The organism is Murimonas intestini, from assembly GCF_024622195.1.
Lineage (GTDB): Bacteria > Bacillota > Clostridia > Lachnospirales > Lachnospiraceae > Murimonas > Murimonas intestini.
In genome coordinates this window covers 1-16,893 of record NZ_JANKBI010000019.1, presented here as the reverse complement: position 1 = coordinate 16,893, position 16,893 = coordinate 1, and the positions used below count along the sequence as shown (strand labels likewise).

Sequence of the window (16,893 nt, the reverse complement as noted above, 5' to 3'; positions counted from 1 at the left end):
AATTCTCCAACTGTCCCCTGCATATATTCTATGGACTCACAAGGCCGGTTTTTCTATAATTCAATCAGGAAAGTATTCAGAGGAGGTAGAAATAGTGGGATTTCAATTTGGAGTGGATTATTATCCCGAACACTGGGGCAGAGAAAGGCTGGAGAAAGATGCGGAACTAATGGAGGAAATGGGGATCGGAGCAGTTCGGATGGCGGAATTTGCCTGGAGCAGGATAGAACCTGAGCCGGGGGTATTCTGTTTTGAATGGCTGGATGAGGCGGTTTCTGTAATGTACCGGCATGGTATCAGTACAATCCTGGGAACACCCACGGCAGCTCCGCCGGCCTGGCTGACAGAAAAGTATCCTGACATCCTGCCGGTGGACAGCCATGGCATGGTAAAGGGGTTTGGCGGGCGTCACCATGACTGCCATAGCAGCCAGGATTATAGAAACGCGGTGGGAGAGCTGGTCACAGCGATGGCCCGGCACTACAGGGACCATCCTGCCATAGCAGGATGGCAGATAGATAACGAGCTGGGCAACAGCCACGAGGATCTGTGTATGTGTCCCTCCTGCCAGAGAGCCTTTCAGGAATGGCTGAAGCGCAGATATAAAACTATACAGGAGCTGAATAAGAGCTGGGGAACTGTATTCTGGAGCCAGGAATACCAGAAATTTGAGCAGATACCAGCCCCCAGGGACGTGCCCACTGCACATAATCCTTCTCTATTGCTGAACTGGCGGCGTTTCTGTTCAGATCTGGTAATAGATTTTTTGAAATATCAGGCGGATATTATAAGAACCATATGTCCCGGACATATGGTTACACATAATCTTATGGGATTTTATGATAAGACGGATTATTTTAAGATGGCAGAGCAGCTGGATATAGCGGCTAATGACCAGTATCCAACAGGATATTACTTTGAACAGCCGGGACAGTCTCCGGATGAGGTGGCAGCCTGCTATGATTTTATCAGGAGTGTGAAAAAGAAACCATTCTGGATGATGGAGATGCAGTCGGGCGCTACGGGTGGAAGTATCATAGGACGCACACCAAAGCCGGGCCAGCTGAAGCTGTGGACATATCAGACGGCAGCACACGGAGCGGATGCTGTTGTATTTTTCAGATGGAGGACATGTCTGTTTGGGACAGAACAATTCTGGCATGGCATTCTCCCTCATGACGGCGTGCCGGGAAGGACGTTCCGGGAGCTGGCCGGGGTGATTCAGGAACTGGCACCCGTGATGAAGGATATGGAAGGGATATGCCAGAGGGCAGAAACTGCGATTGTCTTTTCCTATGACCAGGACTGGGCGTTTAAAATACAGCCCCACCACCCTGAGCTGACTTACACGGGGCAGGTCCAGATGATCTATAAAAGTCTTTATTCCCAGAATATACCGGTAGATTTTATAAGGGAAGGGGATAAGATGGATGAGTATAAGCTTGTATTTGCTCCGCTGTCAATACTGATGGATGAAGAGTTAGCCGGAAGATACGGGGATTATGTAAGAAATGGCGGGCATCTTGTCATGACCATGAGATCAGGGGCAAAGGACAGGGAAAATGTATGCAGCCAGAGTACTCTGCCTGGATATCTGGCGGATTTGCTGGGCATTAACGTACACGAATATGACTGCCTGCTCATGGATGAAGCTGTTTTGACAGACCAGGACGGGAACGCGGCAGGGTATGGAAGGAAATGGTGTGATATTATCAGTCCGATAAATGCACAGCCATTATTATATTACGGAAATCAGTATTATCAGGGGATGCCTGCCCTCACATGCAGCCAGTCAGGAAAGGGCAGAGCCTATTATGCAGGGTGTGAGCCGGAACAGAAGCTGCTGGACAGGCTGACAGCTGACTGGGTCCGGGAGGCTGGGATCAGCTGCCCGTACAGCCAGGCATCTGCTTCGGGTATGGACAGCGGAAATGCTGAGGTTGAGATCGTGTTCAGGCCCGGCAGGAAGCATGACTATTTATTTGTAATGAATCATGACGAGTCGGTGAAAGAGTACGCTCTGGATCCTGAATGGAGAGAACTGAGCGGGGATGATGCCGCAGTGGAAGGGACCGTCAGAGAGATGGATGGCAGAACAGAGATACACAGAAAGCTGGGTACCTTTGGGGTAAATGTATTCTTCCGGGATAAGCCAGAGAGATGAAGGAGGGCCTAAGATGGTACAAAATAACAGATCAGGTTCAGACAGACTCAGAGAAGTATTAGAAGAGAGAGGCGGCAATTATATCTATCCTTTTCTGTGGATGCATGGTGAGCCTCATGATATTCTGCTTCAGGAAATGGAAAAGATCAGAAGCTGCGGTGTCCGGGGATTGTGTATAGAGGCCAGGCCGCATCCGGACTTTGCAGGCCCGGGTTGGTGGAAGGACATGGATTTTGTCATGGAGTATGCCAGGAAGTTCAATATGCAGGTATGGCTGCTGGATGATGACCATTTTCCCACGGGGCACGCTAACGGAGCATTTTCCGGGGGAGATAATCCCCTGGCTAATAAGTTTTTAACTGTATGGAACACAGATGTCCTGGGACCTGTGAAAAATGCCTCCCTGCCTGTGGAAGCAGTGATGGAAGGGGAGGGGCAGCTGCTCAGAACCGTACTGGTTAAAAGAAAAGCCCAGGATTCTGCAGAGCTGGAACTGGAAACAGCTATAGATGTGACTTCACTCATAAACGGAGGATGGCTGGAGACAGATATCCCTGACGGCCTGTGGAGGATTATGATATTCTATACGACTCACCGGGGGGACGGAAAGCTGGATTATTTTAATATCCTGGACAGCCGTTCGGTAAAGGTGCTGATCGACCAGGTCTATGAGGCACATTATGAACATTATAAGGATGATTTTGGGACAGTGTTCACAGGCTTTTTCTCGGATGAGCCTGAATTTGGAAATTTGCCGGGGTATGATTTTCAGGCCAGGCTGGGACGGGGAATGAAGTATATCCCCTGGAGCGGCGAACTGGAGGAGAGGCTTAAGAACAGATGGGGAAACTCTTTTTATAAATATCTTCCGGCGTTGTGGAATGAGGCGGGGGATATGACAGGTTCTGTCAGATATGAGTATATGGATGAGACAACAAAGCAGCTGGCCTGTTCTTTTTCCGGCCAGATAGGCAGCTGGTGCAGAAATCATGGCGTCATGCATCTGGGACATATTATTGAGGACGACAATTCTCATGGAAGGCTTGGCTGCAGTACAGGCCATTACTTCAGGAGTATATGGGAAATGGGCATGTCCGGCATTGATGTGGTTCTGCAGCAGGTGATGCCCGGTATGGATCAGGTGATCCACCAGTGGGTGGCCTCAGACAGGGACGGGGAGTTCTTTCATTATGGCCTGGGCAAGATGGGAAGCTCTCTGGCCCATATTGACGGAAAAAAGGCGGGGAATTCACTCTGTGAGATTTTCGGGGCATATGGCTGGCAGGAGAGCACAGCTCTGATGAAATGGCTGGCGGATCACATGATGAGCCGCGGGATCAATCATTTTGTGCCCCATGCCTTTTCACCCAAGGAATACCCGGATCCGGACTGTCCGCCTCATTTCTACGCCGGAGGGCATCATGGCCAGTTTCACTGTTTTGCAATGCTGATGAAGTATATGAACAGAATCTGCCATCTCTTTAGCGGAGGGACATATGCAGCCAGAGCTGCCATCTTCTACCATGCTGATGCGGGGTGGGCAGGTAAGACAATGCTTTTTCAGAAGCCGCTGCGGGCTTTAATGGAGCATCAGATCGAGGCGGATATTATCCCCTTTGACCTGATGGCAGGGACAATGCCCGTACAGGCAGAATACGGGAGGAAACTGACAATAGGTTCTCAGAGGTATGAGGCTGTTATTGTTCCATTCTGTGAACAGATACCGGACTGGGCGGCAGAGGAGCTGATAAGGCTGGGGAAGGCGGGATGCCCTGTTTTCTTTGCGGGAGGTGTACCTGAAGGGATATGCGGGACCAAAAAGAGGAGAGATACAGACCGGATCCTCAAACGGCTTGCGGAATCGGGAAAGGAGACGGATATTGAACATCTGGCAGAAGAAACATCAGCTGTGATACATCCTCTGGCAGTCTGTGAAAACGGGGGTCCTGCTCTCAGGATCTATACATATGAGAGTGATTACGGATGTGCTGTCTGCTGCTTTAATGAGAGTACTTCACAGAAAACAGATGCCCGCCTTGTCTATTACGGAAGTGAATGGACAGCAGTCAGATACAATGCTATGGAAAATAAAGTGTTTATGCTGCCTGCCGAAAGGCGCCTGAGGGACAATGGTGTCAGAGTCCCCCTGAATCTGGAGCCGAAGGAAGCATGCGTCATCATATTTACAGAGACAGAGCCGGATGGATGTCCGGTCTACCTGCCATATGAGGAGGAAGGGGAGGAATTGCAGGCTGTCTGGAAAATCTCATCCAGGGAGATACACCGCAGCTGTGACGGGTGCCAGAGTATAGCATGGATTGACAGGGGAGAAGAATTTCCTGTTCTGACAGGCTGGGCGGCAGCACAAAAATTTAACGGGACTATTATTTATGAGGCGGAGATTGATTCCTCTGAAAGAGAAAAAAGGTACTTAAGATTCCCCGAAGCGGATGGATGCATGAGTATTTATGTAAATGAAGGGCTATGCGGGCGTTTATTCAGTCCTCCGTATGTGCAGGAATTAGAACTGGAACCGGGTAAGAACAGGATCAGGATAGATGTCCATACAACGCCGGTCTACGAGTCATGTGACAGCTGGTCGGCTCTTTCCGTACTCACTCCGCCCGGTCTGGTCAGAAAGCCGGTCTGGGTGAAGCTGAAGAAGATGAATGAAAGCAGGTGATGAGATGGGAAAAAGCATACCGCGGCTGTGGTACAGGCAGCCGGCAGAATCATTTTCCCAGGCCCTGCCTGTGGGAAATGGTTCTTTTGGGGCTATGGTGTATGGAGGATATCCCAGGGAGAAAATGACGCTGAACATGGACACGCTGTGGTCAGGTACTGAAGAATGCTGGAGGAAAGACCAGCACATACCCCCAGGCGAACTGGAAAGAGTGAGAGGCCTGGTGTGGGAGGGGAAATATTTCGAGGCCGGGCAGAGAATGAAGGAGACAATGCTGGGAACCTGGAATGAATCATATACCACGGCGGGCAGTCTGGAAATTGAATATCTTAACTCATTCCCGGCACTTGAATATGAGAGAGAGCTTCGGCTGGATACAGCGCTCTCAACTGTAAAAGCCGGCTCTGAGGGGAGAGAGGTCAGCAGCAGGGCCATATGTTCTGCACCGGCAGATGCATTGGCGGTACATCTGTCCAGCAATGGGATACCTGTTTCAGCAAGGATTTCTTTAAACACGCCCCATCCATTCTGCCGCAGGGCAGCGGGGAGCACGATCGTCTGTCTGCATGGAACGGCACCCGGCCATGTGGAACCAAATTATGTGGAGAGCCGTACTCCTGTTAAATATGATATGGAACATCCGGGGATAAGATTTTCGCTGATGATGGGTATCACCAGGACAGACGGGAGTGTCCGCATTGAGGAAGACGAAAGCCTTCTTGCGGAAAATTTTACTGACCTTACATTGCTGGTCCTGGGGGAGACGGGCTACAGGGGGTATAAAAAGCCTCTGGAAGAGAATTATGAGAACCTGGATATGGAGAACATGAGGAAATGGAGAAAGTCATCAGAGAAGAGCTGGGAACAGCTGGAAAAAGAACATATCAGAGACTACGCAGAGCTGTATGGGCGGGTGGAACTTGTAATCTGGGATGGAGAGAATGAAAACAGGGATGAGGATTATGAAGAACTTCCCACAGATATGCGGTTAAACAGAATACGCAGCCTGATGGCAGCAGACGGCTCCGGGCAGAGAAAAGACGGAGAGGGAGCCTTATATGACTCAGGTTTGTACAGTCTGTTATTTCAGTATGGCCGTTATCTGATGATCTCATCCTCGAGGCCTGTACACAGGGAATCACAGCCTGCTAACCTGCAGGGGATCTGGTGTGAGGATGTGCGGCCTGTATGGAGCAGCAACTGGACCACAAATATTAATACAGAGATGAACTACTGGCTGTGCGGGCCATGCAGCCTGCCGGAATGTGAAGAGCCCCTGTTCCATATGCAGGACGAACTGCGCCTGTCAGGGAGAACAGCGGCAGAAGCGCTGGGGTGCAGAGGATTTGCCGTGCACCACAATACAGACCTTTGGCGTCAGGCTGTTCCGGCATCAGGTGAAGTGAAGTGGGCATTCTGGCCAATGGGAGGCATCTGGCTGGCCCAGAGCTTTTACCAGCACTATCTGTATACAAGGGATGAGCGTTTTTTGCGGGAGCGCGCCTATCCGGTCTGCAGGGAATGTGTTGAATTTATTATTGATTATCTTGTCCAGGGACCGGATGGGAGATGGCACACCTGCCCGTCAACCTCACCGGAAAATACGTTTCTGGATGAGAGAGGCAGAGAGTGCTGTGTCAGCGCCTCGTCCACAATGGATATAGCGCTGGTCAGAGAGGCGCTGGAAAATATGAAGGAAATATGCACGGTGCTTGGAATTGAAGATGATCTGCAGAGGCAGGCAGAAGACCTCCTGAAAGGGCTGCCGGGTTATCAGACCGGAAGGTATGGGCAGCTCAGGGAATGGCTGGAAGACTTTGAGGAAGCGGATCCCGGGCACAGACATTTTGCCCATCTGGCAGGCTTCCATCCCATGCAGCAGATCAGCCGGCACAGGCAGAAGGAATTGCTTCCTGCTGTCAGAAGGACCATTGAGCGCAGAACAGAGTACGCGAGAATACATATAGGGTGGAACGCAGCTTGGCTGGTGAATTTCTATGCAAGACTGGGAGATGCTGAGGCGGCGGAAAACTGCCTTTCTCAAATGCTGGGACATTCCGTCTATGATAATCTGCTGGACCTTCATCCCCCGCTGGGAGAGGGACCGGGAGAAAGGGAGATATTTCAGATAGACGGGAACCTGGGGGCAGCAGCCGGGATCGCAGAATTACTCATGCAGAGCAGTTTTGAGCAGGGAACGGCCCGGCTGGATCTGCTGTATGCGCTGCCGTACAGGTGGAAGAACGGCAGAGTGAGGGGACTTACAGCAAGAGGAGGGTTCGGGGTATCTATAGAATGGCAGGACGGGCATCTGACGAAAGCATACATTGAGGCGGCAGAGGATGGAAAGCTGCTTCTGACGGCAAGGGATCCCTTTACTGTGCAGCTGGCCAAAACAGCAGATAACAGGAATGAGAGTAGGCACAAAATACAGGCAGACGGCAGCGGCGGGGAATATACGGCAGAAATTTATGCCAGGGCAGGAAAAAAATATGTGGCCTGCGGGTTACTCTTTGCGAAGTGAACAGTATGACTTTTGCCGGACATCCGGAGAAAATGGAGGATATATATGAGAAGGATAGGTGAATTAATAAAGATCAGGCCGGAACGCCTGGAAGAATATAAGGCATATCACGCTGATCCCTGGCCTGAAGTGAACAGGATGATCAAAGAGTGCAATATTACTAATTACAGTATTTACCACTATGGTGAATATCTATTTGCATGTTATGAGTATACAGGGGAGGATTACGAGGGGGATATGGCTAAGATGGCTGCCGATCCGGCTACACAGAAATGGTGGGATGTGGTAAAACCCTGCCAGCAGAGTCTGGAAGAGCCGGATAGCGGCAGCTGGTGGACGGGGATGGAGGAAGTGTATCACCTTGAGTAAATAGTCCATATGGTTTCTATGAATTGTTCATGTAATAAAAAAGCAGCGCGGATTATAATGAGGCTATCAAACAAACAGGGTGTAAGGAGGATACAGTATGAAAAAGAAACAGATTACGGCGCTGTTATTATCAGGCGTACTTGCAGCGGGTGCTGTGCTGGCGGGATGCGGGACTGGCGGATCCCCGGCGAAAAAAGAGACAGAAGAGGACGGCACTAAGAAGAGCACAGAAGCCCAGACGGATAAGGAATCAGAAAAAGATGCAGAAGAGGGCGGGGAGGATAAGGATACTGAGACCACGGCAGCGCTGGACTATGACGGCGTGACGTTAAGTGTTGTGCTTGCGCAGGGATGGGATACACCGGGAAGAGAAGCACTCTTTCAGAAGTATACAGACAAGACAGGCGTAAAGTTTGACATTCAGATGCTCCCTGACGATACGGCGGCAGAACTTGTAAAGACAAAATTTGCCACAAAGGAGCTTCCGGATATTATCTTTAACTCAGGTTCTGTGAGGGAGCACACCTACATGCTTCCGGAGGAAAACCTGCTGGATCTGACTGAGGAGCCGTGGGCGGACCAGCTGGTCAATGAGGAAGCGATGATGGTGAACGGAAAGATCTGGGGACTCCCCATGGGAGGACAGGGATACTTCTGCTTTGCAGTCAACAAAAAGGTATTTGAAGATAATAAGCTGGAGATACCGGCCTCCAAGGAAGAACTGGAGAAATGCTTTGAGACCTTAAAGGATAATGGAATACAGCCTATGTATCTCGGTTCGAAAGATCCGTGGCTGGTAGGGAATATGACAAGCGGAGGAATCCAGAAAGCCCTGGATGCAGATCCGGAACTGATCAATAAGCTGGATAGAAATGAGATCACTTATTCAGAGATCCCGGGAATGACATCCGTGCTTGAAGACCTGCGCAGATGGAATGAAAAGGGCTGGCTGGGTGCCAATACTATGGCTGATTCCTGGGACGGGGAATTTAAGGCATTTGGTGAAAATCTCTGTGGAGTCACGATCGGCCTTACCACCTGGGACAAGACAATGGAAGAAAAATACCCTGGTTCATCTGAAAACATGATATTTATTCCCTACTATATAGGAGATGCCGATACATATTTTGCAGGAACGACAGCGCAGTGGTATATTCCCAAAGACGGTAAGCACACGGATATAGTAAAGGATTTCTTCAGATTCTGTACGGAGCAGGAAAATCTGAATGAGTTTTATAAAGCAATGGGTGAAGCTTCCACACCGTGGAAGGATGTGGAGGTAGAATGCCTCACGCCTACAAAGCAGCTGATAGAGGATCTGAATGCAGGAAAGTACTCTTTCCATTACGGACATAATTCACTCGTACAGGGTCAGGACTTTGACGGACTGTGCAAGCTGGCACAGGAGGTTCTGATAGGAAATAAGACTGCAGAAGAAGCGGTAAAAGAATACGATACTATGAGAGCGCAGATCTGTAAGGCGCTTGGTATGGAAGGCTTCTGACAGTAAGAAATCTGGGGGCTGCCGCTGCTGGCAGCTCCCTTCGCATTATAGGGGAGGTACTGCATGAATCCAAAGAAAACATATCCAAATTATTTCTGGTTTATACCTTTTATTATTTATACTGTTATTTTTATCCTGCCAAGTGTGCTGGGACTGCTGTATTCTTTTACTAACTGGACCATCTATTCCTCGCAGAAGACCTTCTGCGGACTTGAGAATTATAAGGTACTGCTTGGAGATTCTATGTTTAAGAGCGGATTCGGCAATACTATTGCATTTACGGTCCTGACTACCATATGTAAGACCGCTCTTGGTTTTGCTCTTGCTCTTGCACTCAATACAAAGATGAGGACAAGGAATGCCCTGCGGACAGTTTTTTATCTGCCGGCTGTTTTAAGCACTCTTATAGTGGGGATTATATTTAAATCCATACTGATGCCTAATACAGGGCTTCTCAACCAACTGTTTCACATTTTCAGCCCCGCCCTGGGAGCTAATGACTGGCTGGGGCAGCCGTCCACTGCCATGGCTTCCGTTATCTTTGTGGAGATATGGAGGGGATCAGGGTTCTGCATGATCATCATACTGGCAGGGCTGCAGAGCATATCCAGTGAATATTACGAGGCGGCAACTATTGACGGCGCCACCGGCTGGCAGAAGTTCAGGACAATAACTCTGCCCCTGATGATGCCCACTTTAAATACAGTCATATCTTTAAATGTTATCGGAGGGCTGAAGGTATTTGACCTGATCATTGCACTGACTAAGGGAGGGCCTGGTTTCTCTACTGAGGTACTGAGCACCACGGTCTATAAGTATCTTGGAAATGGCGCTATGGGAGTGGGAAGTGCTGCAAATATGTGCCTGACTATATTTATTATCCTGATTTTTGCAATTGTGAACGGAGGACTTTCCAGAATGGAGGCGGACCAATGAAAAAACAAAAGAGAAGACGGATCCTGCTGGCAGCAGTCATGTGGGTGCTGAGCCTCCTGGTGATCCTGCCCATGGTGCTGGTAATACTGAATTCATTAAAGACACCTGCAGAGGCAGACATTATGAGTATGGAGCTGCCGTCATCACTGAGGTGGGAGAATTTCAAAGTAGTGCTCATTGAGGGAAGAGTGTTCTCATCCTTTTTGAACAGTGCTATAATCACCGTATGTGGTGTGCTGCTCTCAGCAGGGCTTGGCACAATGGCGGCTTTTGCTCTTGCCAGGAACAGGAGCAGGCTGAATAAGATCGTACACAAATATTTTATGGCAGGCCTTGTGCTGCCCGTCCAGCTTATATCACTGATCGAGGTGCTCAAAGGACTCCATCTGTATAATAAATATGCGGGCCTTATCCTGGTTTACGTGGCTATCTTTCTTCCGATGACCGTGATGCTCTCCTATGGGGCATTCCAGTCACTGCCAAAAGAGATGGATGAAGCTGCTGTAGTAGACGGATGTACACCCATGCGGCTTTTTATACAGGTGATCCTGCCCCTGACGAAGCCTGTCATAACCACCATTGCAGTGACATTGTTCATGTTTATCTGGAATGATTTTCAGTTCCCTCTGTACCTGATCACAGATTCCAATAAATGGACGCTGGTGATGGGTGTATATGGATTTATGGGAAAATTTTCATCCCAGTGGAATCTTGTCTGCGCACATATCCTGGTATCCAGTGTGCCGGTTATAGTTGTGTATCTGAGCGGACAAAAATATATAGTAGACGGCATGGTGGCAGGTGCTGTAAAAGGATAGGAGGATTGGCCGGTGCTTAAAAGGGTGAGCTATCTGAAAAGGCTTCTGATAGTATACGGAGGTATAATTACTGGGGTATTTCTGGCCTTTTTGGCTGTCTACTGCACCTCTCAGATAAAAAATACCAGGCAGATGACAGATAATGCCATGGAACAGCTGGCATCTAAGGCAGTGTCCCAGTTTGAGAGCATACTGGATGAGATGAGCGATATGTCTTTGAGCCTGGCCGCAAATTCTTCGGTGAAAGGTATTTTAAAGGATGCCATTTCCTATGATTCCCCTCAGAATTATTTCATGTATAACCTGGACGCGGAGAGAACCATCCAGAGTGAGATAATTGGAGTGAGCGGAACAAGATTTTCCCACAAAAGCTTCAATGTGATCTCCGGAAAGTATGATGAGGTAAGCCTCACCCTTTACAAGTCAGATTCACTTAATAAGGAAAAGGTCATGTCTATAGGCTGGATAAATGATATGCTGGAAAACCAGGTCAGCAAGAAGATCATTCCGGTGGGGCCGGACCCATACGGAAGAACAGACGAGAGGACATTTTCATTTGCAAGGCTGATACAGGATGAATTTTCCAGATACGGACTGGTGGACATTCAGTATGGAGATGAATGGATCAGGGACATATTCCAGATGCAGATGCAGGATTATCCTGTACACGGCGTTGTGATGTACAAGGACACGGTTTTCTACACCACAGAGGATGTGCCGGCCGGCCTGAAGGGGCAGCTGTATGAATATGGCACTGAGAAAAAGCCGGACCAGGTGCTGGAGGAAATAGAGCTGGACGGCTCAAAGTATACTGTCTGCACATCAGGGCTTGAAAATTACGATATGAGGATATTTTTCTTCATTGAGACAAATGCGTATATGCAGCCCATTTACAGAATGACAGTTACCATACTGGTTCTGGGGACAAGCGTCCTCCTGCTTGTGATAGCAGTGGTTTTCATGATCTCCTGGACTATGAACAGGCCTATCCGGCAGCTGAGGGATGAGATCGAGCACATGGACTACAAAAAGCTGTCTCTTGGTCCGAAGATCAATACCTCGAATAATGAGATACTCCTGCTGACAAATGCATTCCATGAGATGCTCTCAGGGATCAAAAGATCGAGGGATGAGCTGGTGGAATCCAGAACAAGGGAGATCAAGGCAAATTATGAGGTGCTGCAGGCGCAGATAAATCCCCACTTCATGCACAATATCCTCTCTGTCATAGGACTGATGGGGTATCAGAAGAACGCACCCGAGATCATGGATATGTGCTCCTGCCTTACCAGGATGCTTCAGTACACTACCAGGACGGGGAACCCTGTAGTCAGGCTGGGAGAGGAGCTGGAGCATGTGACTACTTATCTGAAGCTGATGGGGTACCGCTATCTGGATAAGTTAAAGTATGAGGTTACGGTGGAGAATGGGATGGAGGATATCATGATACCTAAGTTTATCCTTCAGCCAGTTGCAGAAAACTGTTTTCAGCATAGTCTTGCCGACTGTACAGAAGAAGAATACTGGATCGGGATAAAGGGAAGCTATACAAAGACGGGCTGGGTCCTGAAGGTGCTGGATAACGGCACAGGCTTTTTGGATGAGGCCATGGAAAGGCTGGAGGAACAGTTTGGAAGGCTGGAGGAGGAGCTAAAGGATGGCAGCAGCCTGCCTGATATGGGAATAGGAGGTTTGGCTCTCATCAATACCTATGCCAGGCTGGCTCTTTATTCCGGAGGGAAGATACATTTGACCGTATCAAACAGAGACGGAGGAGGATCCTGTGTGACGTTTGAGTTTAAAGGAGATGACAGCAATGATTGACGTTTTGATCGTGGAAGATGAACCGGCTATACTGATGGGGATCATGCAGCTCGTAGAAAGCCTGGAGCTGCCCATAGAGGTACAGGGAGGATGCGGAAACGGAATAGATGCGATGAAGCTCATCGGGCAGAAGAAGCCGGATGTGGTGATTACGGATATACGCATGCCGGGAATGAGCGGGCTTGAGCTTATTGAAAAGAGCCAGAAGACCTATCCGGGGATCCAGTATATTGTGCTCAGCGGTTACAGCGAATTTGAATATGCCAAAAAGGCCATCCAATACGGCGTGGAGGAATACATTCTGAAACCGCCTGTACGGGGTGAGCTTTATGACGTATTAAAGAAGCTCTGTGACAGGATAATCAGTGAAAAGGAGGATGAAGAAAAAGAGGCTCTGAGGGGACTGATATTTAACGGAATAACAGAGGATATAAAAACTCCGTCAGGCTGGGGGGAGGGCAGATGTGCTTATCTTTTTATGGTGTGTGCAGGTCCGTTTTCCAGCTGGGCCGAGGAGTTCATACATCCTGACAGGGAGGTGTGGGGCAGTTCCCAAATGGAGGAATGGCTCTGTGGCTGCCTGCAGGGTGAGGACAGGTGCATAGTATTGGAAGGAAGGGCTGAAAATGAAAGGCTGATCCTGCTGCTGGCCAGTGATCATTATATAGATCCTGTTAAACGTCTTGTAAATGAGCTGTCTTTCTACGAAAAACGCCTGGGAATGCCTGTCAACATGGTGATATCGGATGCCCTTTCTTCACCGGGACAGCTTAAGGGCATCTATCAGCAGATACGCCAGTGTATGGCCAACCATGCCCTGTTAGGCAGAAGCCATGCCTGCTTTCTGGAGAGAGAGCAGGAGCAGGGCGCTGTGCTTGCTATTCATAATGATGAAAAGAGAAAATTAGAATCGCTGCTGGCCCAAAATGAGATAAGCGGTATTATAAAGCTGTTTGACAGGATGTGTGAGAGATGGAGTGCGGAGAGGATATCCCAGTCCAGCTGTCTGTTCAGCATAAAATACCTGCTTACTGAGATATACAGAAGCTCACCTGTGCTTATGAAGAAGTACAGGATGGAAGAACTGCTTTATAAAGCTGACGCAGCAGTTGGGAGATCCACTGATTTTCCCGGTCTTTTGGAGGGGATCAGCCAGATCATAAATGAGATGAACAAGACAGCCCGGGAGAGCAGGCTGAATAAAAGGGTGGAGGATGTTGTGGACCTGCTGTATGAATATATTTTAGAGCATTATGCAGAGCCTGTCCCCATAGAGGAATTTGTCCGGCAGTTTAATTATAACGCCAACTATATCGCAAACCAGTTCAGCATCATAAAAGGAATATCTGTCAACCGGCTCATTACTGAGCTGCGCCTGGAGAAGGCCAAGGAGCAGCTCATTCACACAGACGCGCTGCTGAAAGATATTGCAGAGCTTGTAGGCTACAGGGATGTTTCCTACTTCAGCCGGATATTCAAGGAGTATACGGGACTTTCTCCCAGGCAGTTCAGATGCCGGGATGAGGTGTAAAGACATTCTGTCCCTCAATGTAAGTCCCCAGACATCTGGAGGTGGAGACAAGTGCATCCCCGGAATAGACGGTAAAGTCAGCGTCCTTGCCTGCCTCAAGAGAACCGGTCCGCTCCTGCAGCCCCAGCACTTCGGCAGGGCGGATGGTGATGGCCTCCAGGGCTTTTAGGGCAGAGAGTCCCCGGGAGATGAGAAATCCCGCCATATATGGCAGAAGCGCAGTGCTGGCGGACTCGTCTGCGGTGAGACTTAAAGGACAGCCTGAATCAGCGAGTACGGCGGCGTTATCCAGGGAAAAGTCATACCAGCCGGCAACCTGGGTCAGGACAGGCCCGAAGGGAGCGCCGTTTAAGACTACAGGCATGTGGTGTTCTTTTAGGAAGCCGGGGAGTTTCCAGGCTTCGTGTGCACCGTCTATGACAAAGTCAAGATCAAATTCTTCTCCGAGAAGGACTGCCCTCTCCACATCCTGGGCCGCGGAGCAGTAAATCCGCGCTCTGAGTTTTTTCTCCAGAAGGAGCCTTATGGGGGTGAGGCTTTCATCGTCAGGATTTTTAGAAGCTTCCCTGAACTTATCCCTGAGCATCTGGTAAACTGCCATCCTTGTCATGGGGGCCTGGTTTTTGTGGGCGTAAGAACGTACAGGCAGGTCACCCAGGGTAATATTGACCTGTTCGGTGCCAGGAAGCAGCATATTGCTTCCAGTGGCCGAATTGCGCAGCTTTGCACAGATCCCCTGCCCGTCAATAATATTTCCATGGCCTGCAGCTATGTAGCATGTAGTGATCCCGGCGCTGCGTGCCCTGGATATGGCCGGTGAGAACGCATCGAAAGCGTCTGCGCTGTGCAGTCCGGCCGCAAACGGACTGGAAGCGTCAGTCCCGTCCAGGACATCCTCAAAATAATTATAAGGCTCCTTATTTACTCCCAGGTGTGAGCCCGCGTCAATGAATCCCGGGTACAGATAAGCATTAGAATAATCAAGTACGGCTGCCCCCTCCGGGATGGGGATGCCCTCTCCTAAAGCCATGATCTTCCCATCTCTTATAAGCATGACTCCGCTGGGGATGGGAGGAGCTGTGACAGGAAAAATCATGCCCGCCTTTACTGCGGTTATTTTTCCGCTGTCTGCCAGTACATCATTCTTATTGTTTAATGTATTTTCTTTTAATTTATTTTCTTTTTTCATAATTAACCCCATCAATGAGCACATCCGTGCATACAGCAGTATTTTCTAAAGGATTTCCGGTAAATATAGATATGTCGGCGTCCTTGCCGGGTTCCAGTGAGCCTATGCGGCTCTCAAGGCCCAGGTTGCGGGCGGCCTGTATCGTCAGAGCGTTCAGGGCGGCCTGGCTGCTCAATCCGTGGGCGGTGCAGAGGCCTGCCAGAGACGGCAGATAGACAGTATCCCAGCCGGCATCCTGGATGAGTGAAAATGAGACGCCTGCTCTCTCAAGAACACCCGGATTAGAGGGATGGATATCTTTCATTTCCAGCTTCAGGGCGGGGATCAGAAGAGGACCCACACAGCAGCTGACCTGGTGCTCTGCCAGATATTCTGCCGTAAACCGTCCGCTTGTCACGTGTTCCAGAGTATAAGTAAGCCTGAATTCCTCCGCAAGACGCACCGCCATAGTGATATCCTGGGCTGTGTGGCAGTGGATCTTGACACGCCGCTTTCCGGCCAGGGCATCTGCAAGTACTTCCTTTGCCCTGTTGGGAGCATCCAATTTTCCCTTCTCACGCTTTTCCAGGTAAGCGGCAGCTTCTGTAAATGTCCTCCGTATGAGGGCGGCATTGCCCATACGGCTTCCCGGCGTAATGCCTTTCTTTCCATATGTCAGTTTAGGGTTTTCACCGATTGCCATCTTCAGGGGCTGGCATTCGGGTATGATCATATCTTCCGGGCACTGTGCTTCTTTTAACTTTACGGCGATCCCTGTACCGCCCGCCAGATTGGATGAACCTGGAAGGGTGCAGAAGGTTGTAAAGCCTGCGCTGCGTATCAAGGGAATGCAGGGGTCAAAAGGATCCAGAGCATCTATCGCTGACATATCAGGGGTAAAAGGCGCAGTCATCTCGTTAGAATCCTCAGACAGGTGGCCGTGGGATTCTATCAGTCCGGGAGTCACCCACTTATCAGAGGCATCCAGGATGGGGCATCCCTCCGGGATTTTTGTATCAGGCCCGGCTTCCAGGATCTTTCCCCGGCTGGTCACAATGGCGCCGCCTGTGATAAAGCTCCCGCCGGGAAGCAGTAAATGTCCGCATTTAATTGCAAGCATGGCAATCCTCCTCGTATATGAGAACCTGTTTGAAAAATCTGTGCCGCACATCTCACGGAAAGCAATTTTCAAACATGTTCTGTCTCTAATTTAAAATGTAGCTTTAAGTTGATAAAAAGTCAATATAAAGTTGAAAAAAAGACTATTATTCTGCCGCCTATTATGCTATATTGAAAAAAAGATATAACTATTCAGCAGGTCTGTGCATTTGCTGCACAGGCCGTGAGAAAATGATTCAAGGGTGCAAAAATC

General features: G+C 49.3%; 11 protein-coding genes. 9 read left to right on the top strand and 2 right to left on the bottom strand.

Annotation, left to right across the window (positions count from 1 at the left end; translation table 11 throughout):
• Window positions 1–94 precede the first annotated feature (94 nt).
• From NSB28_RS20710 to NSB28_RS20670, 9 genes are all read left to right on the top strand, one after another.
• Window positions 95–2,164, top strand: a complete 2,070-nt coding sequence (locus NSB28_RS20710) for a beta-galactosidase (RefSeq protein WP_109625871.1) — start codon at window positions 95–97, stop codon at window positions 2,162–2,164.
• 13 nt (window positions 2,165–2,177) lie between these two features.
• Window positions 2,178–4,847 carry a glycosyl hydrolase gene (locus tag NSB28_RS20705; protein ID WP_109625870.1) on the top strand — a complete coding sequence of 890 codons (2,670 nt, stop codon included), beginning with the start codon at window positions 2,178–2,180 and terminating at the stop codon, window positions 4,845–4,847.
• A 4-nt stretch (window positions 4,848–4,851) separates the two neighbouring features.
• The gene (locus NSB28_RS20700; RefSeq protein ID WP_257497754.1) at window positions 4,852–7,371 is read left to right on the top strand and encodes a glycoside hydrolase family 95 protein; all 2,520 of its coding nucleotides are present in this window, start codon (window positions 4,852–4,854) and stop codon (window positions 7,369–7,371) included.
• A gap of 45 nt (window positions 7,372–7,416) precedes the next feature.
• Complete coding sequence (locus tag NSB28_RS20695; RefSeq protein WP_109625868.1) at window positions 7,417–7,740, top strand: L-rhamnose mutarotase; 324 nt, start codon at window positions 7,417–7,419, stop codon at window positions 7,738–7,740.
• Window positions 7,741–7,837: 97 nt separating this feature from the next.
• Window positions 7,838–9,244: an ABC transporter substrate-binding protein gene (locus tag NSB28_RS20690; RefSeq protein WP_109625867.1), complete on the top strand. Its 1,407-nt coding sequence runs from the start codon at window positions 7,838–7,840 to the stop codon at window positions 9,242–9,244.
• Between the two features lie 63 nt (window positions 9,245–9,307).
• Window positions 9,308–10,180, top strand: coding sequence for a carbohydrate ABC transporter permease (locus NSB28_RS20685; RefSeq protein WP_109625866.1), 873 nt, complete (start codon window positions 9,308–9,310; stop codon window positions 10,178–10,180).
• Window positions 10,177–10,998: a carbohydrate ABC transporter permease gene (locus NSB28_RS20680; RefSeq protein WP_109625865.1), complete on the top strand. Its 822-nt coding sequence runs from the start codon at window positions 10,177–10,179 to the stop codon at window positions 10,996–10,998. Before NSB28_RS20685 ends, NSB28_RS20680 begins: the two co-directional genes overlap by 4 nt.
• A gap of 12 nt (window positions 10,999–11,010) precedes the next feature.
• Entirely contained in the window at window positions 11,011–12,822 is a 1,812-nt protein-coding gene (locus NSB28_RS20675) for a sensor histidine kinase (RefSeq protein WP_109625864.1), read from the top strand.
• The gene (locus tag NSB28_RS20670) at window positions 12,815–14,353 is read left to right on the top strand and encodes a response regulator transcription factor (RefSeq protein WP_257497753.1); all 1,539 of its coding nucleotides are present in this window, start codon (window positions 12,815–12,817) and stop codon (window positions 14,351–14,353) included. Before NSB28_RS20675 ends, NSB28_RS20670 begins: the two co-directional genes overlap by 8 nt.
• Here NSB28_RS20670 and NSB28_RS20665 read toward each other — a convergent pair.
• Complete coding sequence (locus NSB28_RS20665) at window positions 14,331–15,542, bottom strand: amidohydrolase family protein (protein ID WP_257497752.1); 1,212 nt, start codon at window positions 15,540–15,542, stop codon at window positions 14,331–14,333. The genes NSB28_RS20670 and NSB28_RS20665 overlap by 23 nt on opposite strands.
• Window positions 15,526–16,641, bottom strand: coding sequence for an amidohydrolase family protein (locus NSB28_RS20660; RefSeq protein WP_257497751.1), 1,116 nt, complete (start codon window positions 16,639–16,641; stop codon window positions 15,526–15,528). Before NSB28_RS20660 ends, NSB28_RS20665 begins: the two co-directional genes overlap by 17 nt.
• Window positions 16,642–16,893 lie beyond the last annotated feature (252 nt).

Coding starts and splice junctions, on each gene's coding strand:
- NSB28_RS20695 (WP_109625868.1), top strand. CDS start 7,417: ATGAGAAGGATAGGTGAATTAATAAAGATCAGGCCGGAACGCCTGGAA.
- NSB28_RS20665 (WP_257497752.1), bottom strand. CDS start 15,542: ATGAAAAAAGAAAATAAATTAAAAGAAAATACATTAAACAATAAGAAT.
- NSB28_RS20660 (WP_257497751.1), bottom strand. CDS start 16,641: ATGCTTGCAATTAAATGCGGACATTTACTGCTTCCCGGCGGGAGCTTT.
- NSB28_RS20690 (WP_109625867.1), top strand. CDS start 7,838: ATGAAAAAGAAACAGATTACGGCGCTGTTATTATCAGGCGTACTTGCA.
- NSB28_RS20705 (WP_109625870.1), top strand. CDS start 2,178: ATGGTACAAAATAACAGATCAGGTTCAGACAGACTCAGAGAAGTATTA.
- NSB28_RS20680 (WP_109625865.1), top strand. CDS start 10,177: ATGAAAAAACAAAAGAGAAGACGGATCCTGCTGGCAGCAGTCATGTGG.
- NSB28_RS20685 (WP_109625866.1), top strand. CDS start 9,308: ATGAATCCAAAGAAAACATATCCAAATTATTTCTGGTTTATACCTTTT.
- NSB28_RS20670 (WP_257497753.1), top strand. CDS start 12,815: ATGATTGACGTTTTGATCGTGGAAGATGAACCGGCTATACTGATGGGG.
- NSB28_RS20700 (WP_257497754.1), top strand. CDS start 4,852: ATGGGAAAAAGCATACCGCGGCTGTGGTACAGGCAGCCGGCAGAATCA.